General features: G+C 41.2%; 20 protein-coding genes and 1 riboswitch. Of the genes, 15 read left to right on the top strand and 5 right to left on the bottom strand.

The features are described from left to right. Nucleotides 1-146 precede the first annotated feature (146 nt). Nucleotides 147-1,055 carry a hypothetical protein gene (locus G3R48_RS13675; protein ID WP_153665185.1) on the bottom strand — a complete coding sequence of 303 codons (909 nt, stop codon included), beginning with the start codon at nucleotides 1,053-1,055 and terminating at the stop codon, nucleotides 147-149. 352 nt (nucleotides 1,056-1,407) lie between these two features. Here G3R48_RS13675 and G3R48_RS13680 point away from each other — a divergent pair, with 352 nt between their 5' ends. Beyond that, nucleotides 1,408-3,162: an acyl-CoA dehydrogenase C-terminal domain-containing protein gene (locus G3R48_RS13680; protein WP_153665183.1), complete on the top strand. Its 1,755-nt coding sequence runs from the start codon at nucleotides 1,408-1,410 to the stop codon at nucleotides 3,160-3,162. Between the two features lie 98 nt (nucleotides 3,163-3,260). Here the strand turns inward: G3R48_RS13680 and G3R48_RS13685 are convergent, their stop codons facing one another. Then, nucleotides 3,261-5,018 (bottom strand): M61 family metallopeptidase, encoded by a 1,758-nt coding sequence (locus G3R48_RS13685; protein WP_153665332.1) that lies wholly within the window; start codon nucleotides 5,016-5,018, stop codon nucleotides 3,261-3,263. Nucleotides 5,019-5,258: 240 nt separating this feature from the next. On the opposite strand from G3R48_RS13685, the gene hinT reads away from it, so the two are divergent. The 11 genes from hinT (at nucleotide 5,259) to G3R48_RS13740 (ending at nucleotide 14,674) form a co-directional block, all read left to right on the top strand. After that, nucleotides 5,259-5,612, top strand: coding sequence for a purine nucleoside phosphoramidase (gene hinT / locus G3R48_RS13690; RefSeq protein ID WP_153665181.1), 354 nt, complete (start codon nucleotides 5,259-5,261; stop codon nucleotides 5,610-5,612). Nucleotides 5,613-5,628: 16 nt separating this feature from the next. After that, nucleotides 5,629-6,138, top strand: coding sequence for a PaaI family thioesterase (locus G3R48_RS13695; protein WP_153665330.1), 510 nt, complete (start codon nucleotides 5,629-5,631; stop codon nucleotides 6,136-6,138). After that, entirely contained in the window at nucleotides 6,135-6,587 is a 453-nt protein-coding gene (locus tag G3R48_RS13700; RefSeq protein ID WP_153665180.1) for a PaaI family thioesterase, read from the top strand. The genes G3R48_RS13695 and G3R48_RS13700 overlap by 4 nt, the downstream gene beginning before the upstream one ends. Before the next feature lie 10 nt (nucleotides 6,588-6,597). Continuing rightward, nucleotides 6,598-6,990: a YcfL family putative periplasmic lipoprotein gene (locus G3R48_RS13705; protein ID WP_153665178.1), complete on the top strand. Its 393-nt coding sequence runs from the start codon at nucleotides 6,598-6,600 to the stop codon at nucleotides 6,988-6,990. Between the two features lie 313 nt (nucleotides 6,991-7,303). Next, nucleotides 7,304-7,406, top strand: a riboswitch (TPP riboswitch). 56 nt (nucleotides 7,407-7,462) lie between these two features. Then, nucleotides 7,463-9,637: a TonB-dependent receptor gene (locus G3R48_RS13710; RefSeq protein ID WP_153665176.1), complete on the top strand. Its 2,175-nt coding sequence runs from the start codon at nucleotides 7,463-7,465 to the stop codon at nucleotides 9,635-9,637. Between the two features lie 182 nt (nucleotides 9,638-9,819). Further along, nucleotides 9,820-10,080 (top strand): hypothetical protein, encoded by a 261-nt coding sequence (locus tag G3R48_RS13715; protein WP_153665174.1) that lies wholly within the window; start codon nucleotides 9,820-9,822, stop codon nucleotides 10,078-10,080. A 120-nt stretch (nucleotides 10,081-10,200) separates the two neighbouring features. Continuing rightward, nucleotides 10,201-10,851: a nicotinamide riboside transporter PnuC gene (pnuC, locus tag G3R48_RS13720; RefSeq protein ID WP_153665172.1), complete on the top strand. Its 651-nt coding sequence runs from the start codon at nucleotides 10,201-10,203 to the stop codon at nucleotides 10,849-10,851. A gap of 1 nt (nucleotide 10,852) precedes the next feature. Continuing rightward, on the top strand, nucleotides 10,853-11,992 hold the full coding sequence (locus G3R48_RS13725; RefSeq protein WP_153665170.1) for an aminoglycoside phosphotransferase family protein: 1,140 nt from the start codon (nucleotides 10,853-10,855) through the stop codon (nucleotides 11,990-11,992). A 405-nt stretch (nucleotides 11,993-12,397) separates the two neighbouring features. Further along, on the top strand, nucleotides 12,398-12,979 hold the full coding sequence (locus G3R48_RS13730) for a BUD32 family EKC/KEOPS complex subunit (protein ID WP_153665168.1): 582 nt from the start codon (nucleotides 12,398-12,400) through the stop codon (nucleotides 12,977-12,979). Nucleotides 12,980-13,432: 453 nt separating this feature from the next. Next, nucleotides 13,433-14,020, top strand: coding sequence for an HvfX family Cu-binding RiPP maturation protein (locus tag G3R48_RS13735; RefSeq protein WP_380714605.1), 588 nt, complete (start codon nucleotides 13,433-13,435; stop codon nucleotides 14,018-14,020). A gap of 102 nt (nucleotides 14,021-14,122) precedes the next feature. Beyond that, complete coding sequence (locus G3R48_RS13740) at nucleotides 14,123-14,674, top strand: NAD(P)H nitroreductase (protein WP_212593364.1); 552 nt, start codon at nucleotides 14,123-14,125, stop codon at nucleotides 14,672-14,674. Nucleotides 14,675-14,931: 257 nt separating this feature from the next. Here G3R48_RS13740 and G3R48_RS13745 read toward each other — a convergent pair whose 3' ends face one another. After that, complete coding sequence (locus G3R48_RS13745; RefSeq protein ID WP_153665164.1) at nucleotides 14,932-16,089, bottom strand: iron-containing alcohol dehydrogenase; 1,158 nt, start codon at nucleotides 16,087-16,089, stop codon at nucleotides 14,932-14,934. Nucleotides 16,090-16,122: 33 nt separating this feature from the next. Then, on the bottom strand, nucleotides 16,123-16,827 hold the full coding sequence (locus G3R48_RS13750) for a type 1 glutamine amidotransferase domain-containing protein (RefSeq protein WP_153665162.1): 705 nt from the start codon (nucleotides 16,825-16,827) through the stop codon (nucleotides 16,123-16,125). Nucleotides 16,828-16,990: 163 nt separating this feature from the next. Here G3R48_RS13750 and G3R48_RS13755 point away from each other — a divergent pair, with 163 nt between their 5' ends. Continuing rightward, nucleotides 16,991-17,911, top strand: a complete 921-nt coding sequence (locus G3R48_RS13755) for a LysR family transcriptional regulator (RefSeq protein ID WP_153665160.1) — start codon at nucleotides 16,991-16,993, stop codon at nucleotides 17,909-17,911. A gap of 46 nt (nucleotides 17,912-17,957) precedes the next feature. On the opposite strand, the gene G3R48_RS13760 is transcribed toward G3R48_RS13755, so the two are convergent. Then, a complete protein-coding gene (locus tag G3R48_RS13760) occupies nucleotides 17,958-18,728 on the bottom strand; it encodes a glutathione S-transferase (RefSeq protein ID WP_153665158.1) in 771 nt (256 codons plus the stop codon). Between the two features lie 226 nt (nucleotides 18,729-18,954). Here G3R48_RS13760 and trhO point away from each other — a divergent pair, with 226 nt between their 5' ends. Continuing rightward, nucleotides 18,955-19,935 (top strand): oxygen-dependent tRNA uridine(34) hydroxylase TrhO, encoded by a 981-nt coding sequence (trhO, locus tag G3R48_RS13765; RefSeq protein ID WP_153665156.1) that lies wholly within the window; start codon nucleotides 18,955-18,957, stop codon nucleotides 19,933-19,935. A 145-nt stretch (nucleotides 19,936-20,080) separates the two neighbouring features. Continuing rightward, the gene (gene yegD / locus G3R48_RS13770) at nucleotides 20,081-21,472 is read left to right on the top strand and encodes a molecular chaperone (protein WP_153665154.1); all 1,392 of its coding nucleotides are present in this window, start codon (nucleotides 20,081-20,083) and stop codon (nucleotides 21,470-21,472) included. The last annotated feature ends 356 nt before the right edge of the window (nucleotides 21,473-21,828 follow it).

Raw genomic sequence — 21,828 nt, forward strand, 5'->3', positions numbered from 1 at the left:
TAACTTAGGCCAACTAATATTAGCGTAAGCGCGTGTTGACAGGCATCAGACTGCAGCTAATAAATCGGTGTTACCACCAAAATAACCCGCCAAATACATTAATTGCTGGCGGGTTTATTTTTGGCGTTTAGATACCAGTAACGAGATTAAGACCGAGCATTGTTAGCTTGGTGTTCTTTTTCTTTTTCTTTTTCTTTTTCTTGCGCACTGGCAATAGCAATAAGTTGTTGGCAATACGCTAAATGATGACGAATGGCATCTAAATATTGATTGGTTTGAGAATGAGTGAAATACCAAGCACAAGGCGATTTTTCGGCATTGGGTTCAACAAATAGCATTTCGACTTGTGTTAATGCTTGAGTAGAGGCCATTGCAACCCATTGATGGCTGCTAAGAGTGGCCATTTGTTTAAACATCGACACTTGGAATGTCAGCATCATGCCAGTTGGTGTGTCAGTTTTTTTATCGACCTTATGGAGCAACTCAAATGGGTTAGCAATATCGATGTTTGACTCATCCATTGCTTTTACTTGCTCAGCATCGCTAGGGGTTATTAAAGGCGCAAAAAATAGCTCAGGCCATTTGATGTGAGTTTGAGTTAACACTAACCCAAGTGCAATGCGTCGCTCACCTAACCAGTTATGCACAATACAAGGCAAGTGTTCATCTTTAGGCATGTCTGGATGACGAGCTAAATTTGGTAACAAGGCCATGCGTTCGACATTGACTTGCTTTGATATCATCGACATTAATATCAGGGTAACTAAGCCAGTAGAAGGCCAACATCCCAGTTGTGGTTCAATTTTTTTCGCAATTAATTCTAGTTGTTGCTCAACCCAGTTATTATCTGGACTGTTGGTTACTAAAAAAGCTCCCTTAACGCCAGCAAAAGGGCCATTACAAATATTAATGACGTTAGGTTCTGGTCGTCGGGTTGAATTAAATGTAATGGTGTAGCCGAGATTGCGAACATTGATATCGCCGACGGCATTACCAATGATTGAGACATTTTTGAAAGATAAATGAGCGGTGTTGTTAATCAGGTCAGAAGGCATATGGGGGTTCTAATGGTTGAATCTGTAATTAGTTTAACGGATTTGCAGCCTATCTGCTGATAAAAATTACCGTAATCAACCATATATTAATGCAGTTTAATACGGTAAATATCACTATAATGTTGGCGATGTTATTGGCCGAAAGCAAAAGTATTTATTTTAACTTACTTGTTAATAACTAATTGACTCATGGGTGTATTTTATACAGCATCGGGATTGTTGTTGTTCTTGGTTTTTCGTGTGTAATTATCCAAGTAGAGACAAAACAGGAAGATATAAATTGCTTGTCTTTTGTCACTGCTTTGGCAATAATTGAAACACTTGTTTAAATTATCTGTTTTAAGAGAAGAATATGAATCCGTATCAAGCTCCGCTTAAAGACATGCAATTCTTGTTAGAAGACGTTTTTGACGCCACATCAACTTGGCAATCAATGCCCGATATTGCTGATATGGTCGACACTGATACGGCAATGGCTATTCTTGATGAAGCGAGTAAAATTAGCCGCGATCTTATTCATCCGTTAAATCGCAGCGGCGACGAACAAGGTGTAAGCCATGTCGATGGCCAAGTGAAAACGCCTGATGGGTTTAAACAGGTTTACCAACAATTTGCCGAAGGAGGCTGGGTTGGTTTATGTGGCGAGCCCGAGTTTGACGGCATGGGTATGCCAAAAATGCTGGGGCTTTTGGTCGATGAAATGGGCTATAGCGCTTGTAACTCATTTACCTTGTATGGGTCGTTAACCGCAGGGGCGGCGTTATGTATTAACGCACACGCCAGTGACGAGTTAAAAAGTACTTATTTACCCGCGCTTTATTCTGGTCAATGGTCAGGTGCAATGGACATGACCGAGCCGCAGTCGGGTTCTGATTTACGCACCATTCGTACTAAAGCCGTGCCGCAAGATGATGGCAGTTATGCCATTAGTGGCACTAAAATTTTCATTACCGGTGGTGACCACGATTTAACTGAAAACGTCATTCACCTTGTGTTAGCAAAACTGCCAGATTCAAATGGCATTTCATTATTTTTAGTCCCGAAAATTACCGTACAAGCCGACGGTCGTTTAGGCGAGCCAAACGGTGTCACTGTGGGTTCAATTGAGCACAAAATGGGGCTCAAAGCCTCAGCAACGTGTGTGATGAATTATGACAATGCCAAGGGCTTTTTAGTGGGTAAACCTAATCGCGGCCTAGTTTGCATGTTCACTATGATGAATTACGAGCGACTTGCTATTGGTATTCAAGGCCTAGGTAGTGCGCAAGCGGCTTACCAAATGGCGGCTGAGTATGCTAAAGAACGTACCCAAGGTTTAGCAGCAGGTGGCTCACCAACAGGCGCAAGTAGTGACCCTATTATTGTTCACGGTGATGTGCGCCGAATGCTACTGACAATTCGCGCTATGACTGAAGCGGGGCGTGCTTTATCCGTGTTCACTGGCAAACAATTAGATTTGGCCAAATACGGCCAAAATGAAGCAAAAGCGAAAGCAAGTCGTTATGTCGGGTTAATGACACCAGTAGCAAAAGCGTTTTTAACTGACCGTGGTTTAGACTCAACCGTTATGGCGCAACAAGTGTTTGGTGGTCATGGTTATATTCGTGAAACCGGCATTGAGCAGTTAGTGCGCGATACCCGTATCGCACAAATTTATGAAGGCACTAACGGCATTCAAGCTATCGACTTTTTAGGCCGTAAGGTCACCGGTGATAACTTAGCCACGTTAACTGAATTTGTTACTGAAGTGCGCGCCGATATCGACACACTAAATGCCACCGAAAGCGACAAAAATGCAGTATTAGAACGCTTTGAAGTGTTGTTGCAAACCGCAGCATATATTAATGACAACAAACTGAACCAGCCAGCGTTAATTAATGCCAGTGCGGTAGACTTTTTAGATGCCTTTGGATACACCTTATATGGGTATTATTGGTTGCTGATGGCAGATAAAGCATCAACAAATAACGATGCGGATTTCAGTGCGCAAAAAGTGTATTTGGCCCGTTTTTACATTGACAAATTATTAGCCAAAGCCGATTACCATTTATCACAAGTTAATCAGGGTGATAGCGCGATTATGGCGATGCCAGAAAACTTGTTTTAACGCTTAAATAAACAAAAAAGCTCACATATCGGTGATATTGTGAGCTTTTTTATGCCTGAAAATCATAACTTAACTAGTTGAACATGGTTAAGTTCGCGTTAAAGCCATTGCTTTAGTTTCGCTTCGTCACTGATAGTTAAGGTCACGGTATCTTTTATGGCAGCGGTTAGTGTCATTTCGCCATGCATTAACTCATCGCGGCGGAACCAATGCAGTGACACTTTATCACCAACTTGGTTTTGTTGAAGTTGCTTGTCAAAGTCGCCAGAGACTTGCAGATTATCAGCGGCAATTAATATATCACCGGCACTTAAGCCTGCAAGATGAGCAGGGCTGTTATGAGCAACAGTGTTAATCTTAATACCTATTGGTGCGGCAGAGTATTTCGCGCCAAATGCCAAAGCATGGCCAGTAAATTTAACGCCGCCTAAGTCTTTCGCACCTTCACTGGCACGCAGTGTCATAGTTACACCAACTTGTTCAAGTAATGGCGCAAGTGGTAAGTCTTCGGTTGAGTCAAGCAATGCAAATAACGTACTGCAATCGCGGCCAAGTAATTGTTCAACAATTTTTTGATGGCTGTCATCTTGAGTACCAATGCCTGTTAGGCCATGTTGTTGCCATAAAATTTTCATGACATCGTCAAGCGAGTATTGGCCGTTTGATTCAATGCGTAGGGTTAAATCAAGCATTAATGCGAACAATGCGCCTTTGGTGTAATAGCTAACAATGGCGTTGGCGGCATTTTCTTTTTGTTGATAAAAGGTCGTCCAAGTATTAAAGCTTGAGTCATTTAAGCTTTGTAAGAAACGCCCTTGACCACGGTAAACTCGGGTCATTAACTCACTGAGCATGTCTAAATATTGGTTTGCGTCAACGCGGCCGCTGCGGTAAGTAATAAAGTCATCGAAATACGACGTGATACCTTCATACGCCCAAAGTTGTTTGGTGTACGACTCTTTACTTAAATCAAATGGGGTAAATTCAGCGGGTTTTATGCGTTTTACATTCCAGCTATGGAAGTACTCATGGCTACATAATGATAAATACGTGCGGTAACCGTCTTCTACTTTGCTGTCCATGTTCGTCGGTAAGTCGCTGCGAGAACACATTAAGGCAGTTGATGCTTTGTGTTCTAGGCCACCAAAACCTTTATCTAACACGGTGGTCATAAACACGTAACGCTCAAACGGAGCTGGGCTGTCAAAAAAATCAATTTGATATTCACAGATAGCCGTTAAATCTTTGACGAGTCGCGCCATACAGGCTTTATGTTTACCACTGAGTACGATGTCATGAGGAACACCCTGTGCCATAAAGGTTTCAATGGTTAAGTCACCCATTTCAACGGGGTGATCAATTAAATCAGCGTAGCTATCTGCGCTGAAATTACCAAAGCCAAAAGTTTCACCCGATTGACGTGCCATGCTGGTGGCCACTTTCCAATCAGCTAACTCTGTTAATGCTGGGGCATCAATAGTGACACTGTGCGGGGTACTTTCTAGACCGTTAGCCGCTAAAAATACACTACTGCCATTAAAGAAGCCGTGATTGGTATCAAGGTGGGCTGTACGTACGGATAAGTCCCATGCATAGACGTGGTATGTCACTACAACGTCAGCGCCGCTATTATTAATTTTCCATGTTTGTTTATCAATTTGGCTGACTGCAATGGGAGCATTATTGGTGTCAAATGCCTGTAAATTAATAATGTTTTTGGCAAAATCACGGATCATATAACTGCCCGGTAGCCATGCAGGTAAAGACAAGATTTGCTCAGCGCTAGCGTTATTAAGGGTTAAAGTGACAGCAAAAAGGTGCGCTTTGGGGTCAATGGCATGAATATGATAATGCATATAAAAATCCAGTAGTGGCAAGAAAAAAGGCAGGTAAAGTAGTATGCTGCCAAAAACGATATCAATAGGCAATCATTTGCCATAGATTGCTGGCTTTTGACTAATTTAACTAGAGTCTTATGCCTAAGCCTTGATAGTATTAACCATCTTATCTTGAAGATGTAACTTGTTGATACGCCAGCAACACTAGCAGCTACAATTGATTTATCGTCACTTAACAAATCAACCTGAGGAAGCAAAATGGCCGAAGAAACCCTATTTAGTAAAATTATCCGCCGTGAAATCCCTGCCGATATTCTGTACCAAGATGAATTAGTCACCGCATTTCGTGATATAGCCCCGCAAGCGCCAACGCACATTTTAATTATTCCCAATCACCTGATCCCAACAACCAATGATGTTAAAGCCTCTGATGAGCTTGCATTAGGACGGATGATGACCGTCGCAGCTAAATTAGCCGCTGAAGAAGGTATTGCAGAAGATGGATATCGCTTAATCATGAATTGCAATAAATATGGCGGCCAAGAGGTTTACCATATTCATTTACATTTAGTCGGCGGCAAACCATTAGGGCGAATGATTGGTCATGACTAAACCTGTTGATAAAACCTTGAAAGTGAGTCCGGAATTTTTTCCGTTGACTGAAGTCGCTACGCGTTTTGTTAACCAATTGGCCCAATGTCGCCGTTTAGGATTTGAGGTCAAAGAAGCCAGTGAGCATCATGTATTAATTGAGCTACCTTATAGCCAAGATATTATTGGCGACCCCGATACCGGTGTAATCCACGGCGGAGTCATTACTACCTTAATTGACACCGGTTGTGGCTGCGCGGTGGTATGCGCAATTTTAGATAAATTTGAATCGTTAGAATTATCACCCACGTTAGACTTACGCGTTGACTACATGCGCCCAGCTGAACCCAATAAAGCGGTGTATGTCTTTGCCGAGTGTTACCGCTTAACCTCAAGTGTTGCTTTTACTCGCGCTATTGCATATCAAGATAGTATTGATCGACCTGTCGCTCATGCTGTGGGCTCGTTTATGCGCATTAGCCCAGAAATGATAGGTGAAGACTTTAGACAAGCATTAATGGGTAACTTGCCTAAGGAGCAACAATGAACGAGCAAGCTAATGCTAGCGGTGTCCATGACATAGTGCAGCGCGCAATTGCCACTAATGACTACAGTTATCTACTTGAAAAAGTGCCATATTCGCAATTTATTGGTATGTCAGTTGAACGTTTTGGCGATGAAATGGTGTTTAAATTACCCGCGAAAGATGACAACATTGGTAATCCTATTTTGCCAGCTATTCACGGTGGCGTGATTGCTGGGTTTATGGAAATGTCGGCTATAGTACAATTAATGGTGTTTATGCAAGCGAAGCAAGTGCCTAAAATTGTCGACTTTTCAATTGATTATTTACGCGCAGGTTTGCATCAAGACAGTTTTGCAGAATGTAAAATTACTCGTCAAGGGCGTCGCGTAGCCAACGTGAGTATTAATTGCTGGCAGTCGAACCGTAAACAACTTATTGCGACCGCCAGAGCGCACTTTTTATTAGAATAAGGAGAACAGCATGAAACTGATTAAATGGGTGATGTTAGTTGTAACATTCACACTTGTTGGTTGTGCCAATCATACTTCAGGATTAGCGATTAGCTCTGATGGTAATGTGCGAGCAGACAATAGCAGCCTAGCGCGTGAGGTAGCAACAAGTGATGCTCGCGCTAGAATGGTTGGCGATATCATGCAAGGTTCTGTTGTTATTAGCAGTAAAGTGTCAACGGATATGCGTTTGCAGTATAAATTTACTTGGTATGACATTAGTGGTTTTGTTATTGATGAGCAAGCCAATTCTTGGCAATCAGCAACGCTTCATGGCATGCAAAATATACAAGTAACATCAGTTGCACCAAATGCCACGGCAACGCGTTTTGAAGTATACGTTCGTAAAGCGTTTTCAAACTAGCAAGTAGGCAGGGGTAGGCTTGTGGTTTATAACAAACAGTGGCCATAATATAACCCCATAAGGCTGTCCAGCCTGACGGATTTATATGAACATGAAAGCCTCAATGTTGAACTGACATTGAGGCTTTTTGTTGGCTGTTTTTTATCTTGTGAATCAACGCAATTACAATCCAGCTGACTAAAAGCACCGTGGTAAAGGTTAGCGGGGGAGACGTTGACTTACTCGTCGTCCAAAAGGTGCTATTCAAGATGAATAAAGTTGTCAATAAAGTGAGCGATAGCAGGTGTAAATCTTTGGTCTATTGGGTATACTTCCGCTCGCCAAGGGGTGTCAGTATTGCTGACTGAGACGTATTTCACGAACCCTTAGAACCTGATCCGGCTAATACCGGCGTAGGAATGGGCCACGCTAATTATCTGTGCACCTTATATTACTATGCTTGCCGGATCTCAAAATTGGAATTTGAGGTCCTATGTTGTCAATTAAAAAAAAATCTATTCTCGCACTGGCCGTCGCTGCCAGTTTCAGTACTCAAGTCGTTGCTGCACCAACCAACACCCAAGACGAAGAACCTATGGAAGTGGTTGTCGTAAATGCCGACTTTAACAATATCAATATCGAACAAATGCCATCGAGTGTCACCGTGATTGGTGAACAACAAATTCAAGATGAAGGCGCTGAGCATTTTCAAGATGTATTAAATTCAATTGCCAACTTTAACTGGTCTGGTGGGAGTTCTCGTCCGCGTTATTTTCAAATTCGTGGCGTCGGTGAACAAGAACAATACCAAGGTGCGCCTAACTCCTCGGTGGGGTTTGTGGTTGACGATATTGACTTATCTGGCCTAGGCATGGTGTCAAGCATGTATGACATGCAGCAAGTTGAAGTGCTTCGCGGCCCACAAGGTACCCAATACGGTGCTAATGCACTAGCAGGGTTAATTTACCTTAAAAGTAATGACCCAACCGATACTTTTGAACATGGTGCAAAAGTCAGTTTAGGTGATGATGACCTAACTACGTTTTCAGGTTTTAGCTCAGGCCCATTAACTGACTCAGGTAAGTTGCTTTACCGTGTTTCGGTAGAAAAACATGACCAAAATGGCTTTATGACTAATGATTACCTTGGTCGTGATGATACCAATAAACGTGACGAGTTAAGTGCTAAAGCCAAAATCCGTTGGTATATGAGCGACGATCTTCAAGCTGATTTAACCTTGCTACATGCTAATTTCGACAATGGTTACGATGTGTGGACATTAGACAATAATGGCACTAATAGTCTGACCGATGTGCCTGGCGTTGATACCCAAAAAACCACTGGCGTAGGGCTTAAATTAACCTATTCTGGTTTCAAAACCGCTGAATTAACCTCGTTAACCTCATTTGCTAATACTGACCATCGCCAAATGTATGATGGAGATTGGGCAAACCCTGATTATTGGGCAGATAAAGAGTGTACTGAATATGACGATGACTGGAATCCAATTGGTACTAGTCCATGTCACTATGATTACACTTGGGATAAAGCGGCTAAGCGTAAAACCCTGACGCAAGAGTTGCGCTTAACCTCTACTCAAGATGGGCGTATTTTCAATGGTTCCACTGACTGGCTAGTGGGCGTTTATGCGATGAACTTAAAAGAAGATAACGATTTATATTCTGAATACAACGGCGACCCAGATGAAGTGTTGCAGTCTGAATACGAAGCATCAAACTATGCCGCTTTTGTACAATTAGATAGTCAGCTAGGTGACGGATATTTACTCTCAACTGGACTGCGTTTTGAACGTCGTGTAAGTGAATATAGTGACACCAATAATGATAACTTTTCACCAAGTGAAAACATGTGGGGCGGCCATATTGCGTTATCGAAAGTCATTAATGCCGATCATAATGCCTATATTCGTGTTGCAAGAGGCTACAAAGCGGGTGGATTTAACATGACGTTGCCTGTTGAATTCGCAGACAAAAAAGAGTTCAGTGCTGAAACGCTGTATAACTATGAAATTGGTCTGAAATCAATGTGGCTAAATGGAGATGTTGCGACCAATATAGCGCTGTTTTATATGGACAGACGCGATCAACAAGTATCAGCATCGTTACAAGACCCTGACGATCAACAACGGTTTATCTTGTTCACTGAAAACGCTAGCAGTTCAGATAATTATGGCGCGGAGTTAGATGCAAAATGGTATGCCAATGACAATATTGAAGTGTATGGCAGCCTAGGTTTACTTAATGCCACTTATGGCGATTATGTATACCAAGACAAAAATGGTAACCCCGTTGATCTTACTGGACGTGAATTAGCTCACTCACCAAAAGCAACTTATAGCTTAGGCGTGACTTATTTTGCCGACAGTGGTTGGTTTGCTAATGTGAACGCAAGCGGTAAGTCTGATTTCTATTATTCAGATAGCAATGATTCTCAATCTGAACCATACACCATTATTAATGCACGTATTGGTTATGAAACCGATACTTGGTCTGCCTACCTTTGGGGACGTAACCTAGCCGACAAACAATACGGCACGCGTGGTTTCTATTTTGGTAACGAACCCGATCAAGACTGGGCTGATAAACAATATATTCGTTATGGTGACCCACGTCAGTTAGGTGTCACATTTGATTATAAATTTATGTAATCAATGATTTTTAGCGCGATATGTCAGTGGCATTATCGCGCAACGCTTTCACTTTAGTGCTTAGTGCTTAGTGCTTAGTGCTTAGTGCTTAGTGCTATAGCATTTTAGTGTTAGTGCTTTTGCACAATAACGTTTGTGCTTTAGTGCATTTTGTTCACATTCAAAAATACAAAGGTATTATTATGAAGTTAACTGCCGAAATCAGTATGTATCCGTTAAATGAAAACTACCTTGAACCTATTCAATGGTTCATTGCCCGTGTTGACAGTTATAACAACATTGAACGAGTGACCAATGCCATGGCGACCCAAATTACCGGTGAGTATGTCGATGTTATGAATATGCTGGCAGTTGAAATGGAAGCGGCACATAAGAAATGGGGTAAAGCGGCATTTGTATGTAAGTTTCTAGGCGGTGAATTAGACCTGAGCCACAGTGAATAAACAGCGATTAACGCCTGATTATGGCGGCATTTGTTCATAGCATGATGACAATCGTGCTATGAAATAGTATCAACCATACGTATCTTTTTTATAAAATTATTCGATAAACAAGGCCTGTTAATGTTTGACACATTATTAAAAGCGGTTGCTGAGATAGAAATTATGACGGCATGGGAGCTATTAGCAGTTGTATTAGCTATCGCGTATTTATGGTTAGCAATGAAAGCGAATAAACTGTGTTGGTTGGCCGCTTTTGTCAGCACCGCAATATACACTGTGTTATTTTGGCATGTTTCATTACTGATGGAATCCGTGTTGAATATCTATTATATGGCAATGGCTGTATATGGTTTTTGGATGTGGACTAATACAAACAGTCATAATAACGAGACGCATCACCGTGCCAATAGCGCCTTGCCAATAGTGTCTTGGTCACTGCAAAAACACGGCATGATAATCGCTATGACGAGTCTGGTATCGCTTATTGTGGGCTATTTGATGAGCCAATATACTCAAGCATCATTTGCCTATCTTGATGCTGCAACCACCTGTTTTGCCGTAATGACAACCTATTTAGTGGCTAAAAAAGTGCTAGAAAACTGGTTGTATTGGGTAGTAATAGACGCGGTGAGTATTTATTTGTACTTTCAAAAAGGGCTAATGCTTACCACGGTGTTATTTGTTGGTTACGTGTTCATGGCCGCGTTTGGCTACCTGATGTGGAAAAAACGCATAACTGACACTAATAGCATGACGTTGCAGGTACAATAGGGTGTTTTTAACGCATATGCAGGGGGTGTTAACATCACACCAGCAACAGGTGTTGCTAACAATGCCTGCAGCGTTGTTAGCAAAGTTAAGTCGTGATTGTGTTGATGTTTCATTGCTCAGTGCTGGGCTAAGTAATCAAAATTTCAGACTGCATTGCCGCGAAGGTGACAAAGTACTACGGGTAAATACTCAGGCCAGTGATTGGTGTAACCGCCAACTTGAAATAGATTGCTGGCAACAAGCACATGGGCAAAAACTAGCGCCAGCTTTATTGTGGTACTCACCATGCTATCAATTTTATATCAGCGAGTTCATTGAGCAGCCGCTTTTCAATTGGAGCGATTTGTACTGTGAAAAAGGCATTGAATCGCTACCATTACAACAAGATCAATGCTTGAAACAACACTTTTCTAGCCAATTGTTAGCAGGGCATCTAACTGAAGATAAATATTCAAACCAAAGTAATCAACAAGGTTATCAAATTGAACAAGTGCATAAGCAAGATCCATCAAGCCTGCTTGTTGAATTGTTAACCCGTCTACATCAGTTACCTGTACCAAAGCAGGTTATGTCAGTCACCGGCCAATACCAACAATATTTGACTCAATTACAAACGCTTGCTCAGCATCAGCAGGACTATCCTGCTCAGGCGCAATTAGGTCACTCATGGCAGCGCAGCTTCACTTTGTTTACCCATACTGTTACCGATATAAAACACTGGTTAGCAACCCTAGAGCAGTGTTTAATCAAACCGTGCTTTTGTCACCGAGACTTATCACCCTTTAATATCTTGCTAGCAGCGGATGCCAAACAGCAAAAACTAGTTTGTATCGACTTTGAATATGCCGTCGCAAGCCATCCGTTATTTGATTTAGCAAGTGTCCTTGCTACGCACAGCTTAAGCCGTGCGCAATATGATGTAGTTATTGAACAATATATTGGTTTTCAGCTCAGCTTACCTTCACCTAACTTAACCGGCGATTGTTACCTTGCTGTCGATGCTGCGATTAACCTGTTTTGGACATTTGCGGCAATGTGGGCATTGTTAATGTTAGCAAAAACAGCAGATGACCATGGACCTGCTAATCAAGTTGATTATCAAGCTTATTTTGAACAATACTTAAAGCTTATTGGGCGTTAGCCTTGAGCGTTAACACTCCCTTGTGTTTAGTGTCATATTCCCCCAGCCTTCGTTTCGCATATCTCAACAATAAATCACATTATCTCAATAATTTATTTTATATCAAGCGGTTATAAACAATTTCGATTGTATATGCTTCACTTAGTTAGATGAAGTACCAGTGAACATATTGCTACCAATTAATGTTAAAATTTTTTAACATTAATTAAAAATAAATTAGTGGAACTTGAAAAGTAGTGAATTTAGAACACAATAAAGGGTAAGGGTTATTTGTAGAGTAATAACAGCGTTTAATCATGAAAAGTATTAAAGAATGATGTCCTATTTGTTGCTTCTAACTTAACGGATTATTTTTATGAATATTTTTTGTGTTTATTTTGTTAATTGAGATATTGAGAGGCAACAGTGAAAGCAGTCGTTAACGGGGTTTATGAAACCAATAAAATGAGAGTGGAGCTGAGCCATTTCAGTGTGACGAAACAATTCAAAAAAGTCGGTAACAGCTTGGCCCGTTATCATCTTGAAAAAAAAGCGCTGCAACGGCTAGCACATCAAAAATTCTTTCCTGAAATCATTCAATTGGACGATGAGTCTAATGTTATTGAGATGAGTCGTATACCCGGTCAACAACCTGACTCGCTATCTGTTGAACATGTCAATACTTTACGAAAAATGATCGATACGATGATTAATAAAGGGGTTGCGCGTCATGCTATTCCAATACGTGACTTACTTGTCGATGGCGACAATATCGGCATGGTGGATTTTGAACGGGTGACATTGCGCCATTTAAAATATTCACCTATTTGGTATGTGGCTGAAAAAGTAACTTATTATCATTTATATCGCTTAATTCAAAAATATCAACCACAAGCATTAACGCCATCTGAAATGAAAGTATTAGATATGTTTAATAATGCTCGTGCGCGTTTGCAACCCATCAGACATTTTATTACTGCGGTTAAAACAGCATTTAAGTCAAATTAAGTCAAATTAAGTTAAAGTCGCTGCGTTAAGGCATGTAGCGACTATAACTGGCTGAGTTTAAATTGTTGTCATAAAAAATTGATTTTTATTACCTACTTTACACTCCCAACGCTAAACTGTTTAGCATGTTGGGTAATTTAATTAATCTCGCTTATCTGCTTATCTGCTTATCTGCTTATCTGCTTATCTGCTTATCTGCTTATCTGCTTATCTGCTTATCTGCTTATCTGCTTATCTGCTTATCTGCTTATCTACTTATCTACTTATTTCGCCGTATCACATTTGCTGACCTTTCATATTGTTTTTTTAGTTGCGCATTCGCCAATTTAAGTTCAATTGAATACATTTAAAATTGTTTAAAGTGCTCATTAGTGAAATAAATTCATTTCTCAAAAGGTCTATTGGGTTAAGTGATTTATTTGTAGAAGATAATAGGGAAATATCATGTCGATTATGGTGCGATTATATGAAAAAGGATTGTCAGCGTTACGTCATATTGAAGGACTTGCACCGTTAACGCTGAGGCTTTATTTAGCGCCAGTGCTGATGCAAGCAGGCTATAACAAACTTGCTCACTTTGACGATACAGTGGCCTGGTTTGGTAATGCGCAATGGGGGCTCGGTTTACCGATGCCAGAATTAATGGTGAGTTTAGCTGCAGGGACTGAGTTTGTTGGGGCGATATTGTTATTGCTCGGACTGGCGACAAGAATTGTTGCTATTCCAATGATGTTCACTATGTTAGTTGCGGCGATGACGGTGCATTGGCAAAAGGGTTGGCTTGCGATTGCTGATGGCAGTTCATGGTTGGCTAATGACAATGTATTAGAAGCAGGAGAAAAACTTGCAGCAGCGAAAAGCATTCTTCAACAACACGGAAACTATGAATGGCTAACTAGCTCAGGTAATTTTGTGATTTTAAATAACGGTATTGAATTTGCTATCACTTATTTTGTTATGTTGCTTGCCCTATTAATGATGGGTGGAGGGCGCTATACCAGCGTCGATTATTATGTTTTTCGTCGCTTTATGAGTAAATAAATATAACAACAAGGTTATCGGAATTTAGCTTAATAATATCCCACCAAATTAGTGGGATATTTGTTATTATGAACAAAAATTGTCTAGTAAAAGGATGTAATTGTGGACGCTAAAACCTTACTGTTAACTCGTCAATCAACACCGCGTTTAACTGAGCCTGCTCCAAGTGAAACTCAGCTTGATTTTATCCTCGACGCTGGCATAAGAGTGCCTGATCATTGTGGATTGACGCCTTGGGAGTTCATTATCGCCCAAGGAGATGGACTGAATAAACTCGGCGATATTTTTGCCCAAGCTGCAGCAGCAAATGATGCTGAGAAGGTGTTTATCGATAAAGCCAGAAACATGCCACAACGGGCCCCAATGGTGATTACCGTGGTAGCTAAAGTGCAAAAGCATTCAAAAGTACCGGTGCTGGAACAACACCTTGCCGCAGGTTGTGCGACATTTGCGATGCAGCAAGCGGCATTTTCATTAGGCTTAGGTGCTGTTTGGCGCACCGGAGATTTTGCATTTAATAGTGTGGTAAACCAAGGTTTAGGGTTAGGTGAGTCTTCACAAATTATAGGTTTTTTATATATTGGTACACCGTTAATGACAGCCAATGTTAAACCATTAAAGCCTGGGCGACCTTTGCGCGTTTCTTATAGCTGACTCTGCGTCTATGCTTCTGGCTTACATTTGTTGTGATTAAAACACGGTTATCTTCATATTATCAATGGTTAGCCGAGTTAGTTATGCCACTCACTATTGCCTGATAAAGCCTTAATTCGACATGGTTTAATAAACAAAAAAGTGTTAGCTGTTGAAGCTAACACTTTTTTATTATCACAATTGACGCTAGTTGGTTAAGTAAACCGGGCATTAAGTAATTCGTTTAATTAATGCCCGTAACGTCTAAGTCTGTGCCACTAGAGTGCCGCGGTTAAAATTTTACGACTTTCGGTTAAGTCGATATCACCATGTTCACCTAACGTCGTCATGCCATGCTTTTCTAATGCATTAACGAGGGTATCAATAAATGGCGCTTCAATATCCACTTGAGACAAGCGCACTGGTACTTGCATTTGAGTAAAGAAGTCTTCTGTCGCCGCTATTGCTTGGTCAATCTTTTGTTCGTCAGTGCCATTAGTTATTCCCCAAACGCGTTCAGCAAACTGAACTAATTTTGTGTGCTTTTGGGTGCGTCTTACTTTCATTATCGCAGGTAAAACAATAGATAAAGTACGCGCATGATCAATGCCGTGGCTTGCGGTAAGTTCGTGTCCTATCATATGGGTAGCCCAATCTTGAGGGACACCAGCACCAATTAAGCCATTTAATGCCATGGTTGCCGACCACATAATGTTGGCGCGGACGTCGAGGTCTTGGTTGGTCTCAGCAACAAGCGCCTTTGGGCCTTCTTCGACTAACGTTTGTAACAAGCCTTCACTAAAGCGGTCTTGTACTTTGCCATTCACGTCATAAGTGAGGTATTGCTCCATAATATGCACGAAAGCATCGACAACCCCATTGCTTATCTGACGGTCAGATAACGACAATGTCACAGCAGGGTCGAGCACTGCAAATTGTGGACGTACTAGTGGATGACCAAAAGATAATTTATTTCCGTCACGGGTGATCACTGAGCCGATATTTGATTCAGAACCGGTAGCAGGAAGTGTTAAAACCGCGCCAATAGGTAATGCATCAGCAATGGGCGCATGTTTTGCTACGATATCCCAAGGATCTTGGCCTTCAAATTTGGCTGCAGCAGCAATAAATTTAACCCCATCGACCACCGAACCGCCACCAACGGCAAGCAGAAAATCAATCTTTTGTTCTTTAATGATCTCAAGCGACTTCATTAATGTGTCGTAGTTTGGATTGGGCTCAATGCCTGAAAACTCGAACCAATTGTGATCAGCAAGCGCGGTGGTCACTTGTTGATAAACACCGTTAGATTTTATTGAACCGCCACCATAAATGACCAGCACATTGGCATCTTGTGGAATAGCTTTTGTTATTGCACTAATTTGGCCTTCACCAAAATGGATTTTAGTGGTGTTTTGAAATGAAAAATTTAACATGAAAGTTTCCTAATCTAAAATCGCCGATGTTAATTATGATTGAAAATGGGCGATAAGTTTTTGAGCAGTAATTTCCGAGCTTGCTGGATTTTGTCCAGTGATAATTAATCCGTCTTGCACTGAAAATGGGTGCCAGTCTGCCACTTTTTGATAATCGGCATGACGCTTTACCAGTTCATCTTCAAGTAGGTAAGGCACAACGTCAGCTAATTGTACTGCATGTTCTTCAGAGTTACTAAAACCTGTTATGGCTTTTTGGGCGACAAGATCCTTTCCTTGAGGATCTTTTGCGTTCAACAACACCGCAGTAGCATGGCATACCGCTGCTACTGGTTTGTTTTGTGCAATAAAAGTTTCGACCAACTCAATTGACGCGGGTAGTGCATATAAATCCCATAAAGGCCCGTGTCCGCCTGGGTAGAATACACCATCAAAGTCGTTGCTATTGATATCGGTTAATTTTTTTGTGTTAGCAAGCAAGTTTTTAGCTGCGTTATCTTGGTCAAAACGACGTGTCGCATCGGTTTGAAAATCGGCTAGTTCACTATTGGGGTCAATGGGGGGGTGACCACCTAATGGCGAAGCTAAAGTAATTTCCCAGCCAGCATCAACAAAGGCATAAAAAGGAGCGGCAAATTCCTCTACCCAAAAACCGGTTTTATGGCCGCTATCGCCTAGTTTATCGTGTGAGGTTAACACCATTAAGATGCGCTTATGATTGTTTGCTTGAGTCGTCATTTGAATATCCTTTGTTCGTTTTACATCCTTTGATGAGCAGAGTATAAAGATTGTTTTTTATTTAAACAATGTGGATTATATTGATAACATTGTATCAATAATTAATACAATTGATTTTGTGTCTCAATGGCGTAAATTTATCGTGTTTATATAGGGTGAAAATATGGATGTCTCGTTTGAGCAGTTAAAAAGTATGGTTGTTTTTGCCCAAGTGATTGAGCAAGGAAATTTCAGTCAAGCGGCAAAAAAAATGGGTCTATCTCGGGCGGTGGTAAGTTATCACATCAAAAAATTAGAAACCCAATTAGAAGTGAAATTGCTTAATCGTTCTACGCGCAGTATTCATTTTACCGAAGCGGGTAAAGCCTATTATCAAGCTTGTAAAGTGATATCAGAACAAGCCAGCCTTGCTAATCAGCAAATGCTCAATATGAAAAACGAACCTGAGGGATTAATTAAGCTAAGCTGTCCAGTGAATGCGGGGTTGCAAACCATTGTTCCTGCACTTAATGAGTTCAAAAATTTATACCCGAAAATATCTTTAGATGTGTCGTTAACCGATGAGGTTGTACATGTTATTAATCAGGGGATTGATCTTGCTATTAGAGGTGCACCTTTGGTTGATTCTGGGTTACACGCCACTAAGTTATGTCAGTTAACGACTTGTTTATGTGGTTCTGCACGCTATTTTGAACAACATGGCAGGCCGACTACTCCAACAGAGCTTGGCCAACATCAGTGGGTGATATATCAACCTCAACCTAAGATACTGACTTTAGCTAAAGGCACACGTTCTTACAGTATTGAGTTAAGTGGCTCGGTTAGCACTAATAATGCTGCCGCTAGAACCGCATTTGTTGAAGGAGGGCATGGCATTGGCCGTATTCCCACATACGATGCTTGGCCAAAAATCCAACAAGGCAGCTTGGAAGCGATTTTAACTGACTATCAATTAAAAGATATTACCATTTATGGTGTGTTTCCTCCTGGCGCGGCGAAATCAAAACGTGTGCGATTGTTAATCGATTTCTTAAAAGCCTATTTTGTTCAACAAACGAATCAATTATCGCCAAAAATTCGCTAGCAAAACCTTAGTTATTTCGTCAGATTCAGTGTGTCGGCACGCGAGATTATTGAGTTTGAAACGGAAGAGTGCGGCTTTTATCGTCCAGCCATAATGGGTATTTTTGCATGGTAATGGTAAATAAAGGGGAGTCGAGATGAGTGTTTAACCAGTTAATCAATCTAGGATACGGGGCTTGTCTAAACCAGGGTTTATCGACATGGGCAAATTGGCGAATGAATGGCAATATTGCAAAATCCGCTAAGGTTGGACTGTCAGCAAATAGTTGTTTGCTATGGCTTAATCTTGCTTCTAACTGGGCTAAAAACTGACAAGCATTATCTCGATATTCTATTGCCGGCAACGCTGGGTGTCGGTCTGCATATTTGTATTTATCTAACCATGGCTTAAATTGTTGATCGTTTTGTGCAATTAACGCCAATACTTGCTCATTATGTCCGCTTTGAAGTAATTGTTGGTATTGCAGCGCTGAAAACATATCTGTGACGCGCTTTTGTGCGCGGTTACGTAAATATGCTTTTGTGTCCCACAGGTTAGCAGCGTAAGGGAAATTAGCTAACGCATAGCGAGCTATATCGAGGCTTTCATCAATCACTAACGCTGATGTTGGCTGCTGCGCTAATTCTGTCAATGCGTTTTGTTCATCTAAACACAATACTGGCACTGTTCCTTTAGGCGATATTGCCAGTAACTCGTCTGGTTTATCCTTGAGTAAAATTTCACGAACCAACGGATTGAACTGGGTTAAATGCACAATAATTCGTGCACGCATGGCATAAGGGCAACGGCGAAAATTATATAAAATGGCTGAGTTCATTAACTGACTTCTTATGATGAAATTAAACGGCAATAAATAAGTTAATCTTGTGTAATTAACTGGTGTCAAAATTGTGATTAAGGTAGAATTTTGCGCCTAAACGAGATCAACATCAAGCGTTGTGGTGTGTCAAATAAGCGCTTAAACAATGCATTAAGATATTTCAGCCATTCAGCCATAAAATTAACATTGCACTGAAAGTTAAGTTTCAGCAAGCGGAGTCAGTATGTCAAAAGTCGTTGTGTGCGCCTTATATAAGTTTGTGTCTTTGCCACAGTTTGAACAAATTAAAGCGCCATTATTAGCGCAAATGCAAAATCATGAAATACGCGGTACTTTGTTACTGGCTAGCGAAGGCATCAATGGCACTGTTGCGGGTTCGCAAGGGGCAATTGACCAATTATTATTGTGGCTAAGTCAGCAAGCGGGGTTAAATGAGATTGTTTACAAACTTTCTTACGATGACAATATGCCGTTTTATCGCACTAAGGTGAAACTAAAAAAAGAAATTGTCACCATGGGTGTCGAAGGGATTGACCCTAAAGCGGTGGTTGGCACTTACGTTAAACCGCAAGACTGGAATGAGTTAATTTCAGACCCTGAAGTGCTGCTTGTTGATACTCGTAATGATTATGAAGTGCAAATAGGCACTTTTGAAAATGCAGTGAACCCAGCCACTGAGACTTTTCGAGAGTTTCCTGAATATGTAAAACAAAATCTTAATCCCAGCAAACACAAAAAAGTCGCCATGTTTTGTACAGGTGGCATTCGCTGTGAAAAATCAACAGCTTACATGAAAGAGCAGGGGTTTGAAGAGGTATATCATTTGGAAGGCGGGATTTTAAAATACCTTGAGGAAGTCGAGCCAGAACAAAGCATGTGGCAAGGTGAATGCTTTGTATTTGATAATCGTGTGGCGGTAAACCACCGTCTTGAAAAAGGCCAATATGCACAATGTAATGCTTGTCGTATGCCGATAACAGAAATACAAATGCAGTCTGACGCGTATGTCCAAGGTGTCAGTTGCCCGCATTGTATTGACACATTATCGCCGCAGCAGCGACAACGGTTTATTGAACGTGAGCGCCAAGTTCAGCTGGCTAAACAACGCGGCGAAGCGCACATTGGCGATGAAGCTAAACAGGCCATGACTAAACGTAGGCTCTCAAAACAAACTCAAAAACAAGCCGTAAATACAACAAAGTAATCAGTATAATGAGTGTCTGATAAACCCATTTAAATCACGCCCTAACTAAGGGCGTTTTTTTATCTTAAATGCGTGCGCTTAGAGCTTTAGTTATTCGAACAACCATGATAGATTTATCGGCTTTTTTAATGTCGATGGCGTATTTATGTTAGTTGGTTTTGATTATGGCAGTGCAAATTGTTCTGTAGGGATGTTAGTCAATGATAAAGTGGAGTTATTACCGTTATCAAATGACTCAAAATATTTACCGTCGACGTTATATGCCTTTGATCGCGACTTAATTGCGGAAGCCGTGTATAAACAGTTGCCAGATGATCAAAAGCTTGAATATGCGTCATTGCGCTCTGCGCAATTAGAACGTGCCCGCCAAGTACGCCACGAGCTTGATTTAATGCCAGACGAACAAACGGTGTTTGTCGGTAAAGCAGCGCAAGCGCAATATCTTGATATGCCCGAAGAAGGGTTTTATGTCCGGTCACCAAAATCCTTCCTTGGTGCAATAGGTTTACGAACTGAGCAAATCGCGTTATTTGAAGATATCGTGACCCTTATGATGCAGTTTGTAAAACAAACCATTGATCCGCTATTAGCCAAACAACAATTATCTCCAGCGTCACATGCGGTTATCGGTCGTCCGGTAAACTTTCAAGGTATTGGTGGTGAAGAAAGTAACCGTCAAGCTGAAGCCATTTTAACCTTAGCCGCTAAACGTGCCGGTTTTGTCAATGTCAGTTTTTTGTTTGAACCTCTTGCGGCGGGGATGGACTTTGAAACCAGTTTGCAAACGGATAAAACCGTATTAGTTGTCGATGTTGGCGGCGGTACAACCGATTGCTCGGTTGTTAAAATGGGGCCTGAACGTGGCAAACTTAGCCAACGTCAGCAAGATTTTTATGGTCACAGTGGTCAACGTATTGGTGGTAATGACTTAGATATTGCCTTAGCAATGCAAGGGTTTATGCCGCTTTTAGGAGCAGGTTCATTACTTAAAAATGGTAAACCGTTACCAAATCAACCTTTTTGGAACGCCGTTGCGGTGAACGACATTAGCGCTCAACGTGAATTCAGCAGCTTAGCAACTAAAAAGTTACTTGAGGATTTAATGAAAGATGCTGGCGAGCCAGACAAATTGCGTCGCTTGCAAAAAGTGCAAACTGATCAATTAGGTTATCAATTAGTCCGTCAAGCTGAAATAGCTAAAATTGCCTTGTCTGATAAACCCGCGACTGACGTTAACTTAAGTATGGTGGAAGCCGACTTTAGCGCAAATGTCACATTTGACCTGTTTGCCCATGCCATTTCAAACTCATTAGATAAAGTGGATAACTTAATGCGCCAAGCCATGGCACAAGCACAAAGCCATGATGAAACACTTACCCAACCTGACATTGTTTATGTGACAGGTGGCACGGCAAGAAGCCCAGCAATTTACCAAAAAATTGCCCAAGTTTATCCACAAGCACAAGTGGTTGTTGGTGATCATTTTGGTTCAGTGACTGCTGGGTTGACTAAATGGGCTCAAAAAGTGTTTAACTAACACTTGATAGCAATGTATTCATTTGATTGTGTGTTTATATTAAAGTTTGATCATTCTTAATAGTGTTCGATCATTTTTAATACTTTTTTCTTTTTTGCTGAGAAAGCCAGTTGTGGGCTAATACATTTTTGTCCCATTCCTTGTTTACTGTTTTGAAAACTCTACGTCTTGGTACTTAGTTAATATCAATTTTAGACATATGGATTTCACACAAGATTTCCAAACCCCGTTTGGATTAACGTCGTGGCGCTTCGCCCACACCAGAGCAAGAAGGGGGAAACTGCTCCCCCTCTTGCATCTCCCCAGCAGCCCCGGCGAAATTTTCTGGAAAGCGAAAGATTTCCAACGGGGGACAA

This window comes from Shewanella intestini, from assembly GCF_018221465.1.
Classification (GTDB): domain Bacteria; phylum Pseudomonadota; class Gammaproteobacteria; order Enterobacterales; family Shewanellaceae; genus Shewanella; species Shewanella intestini.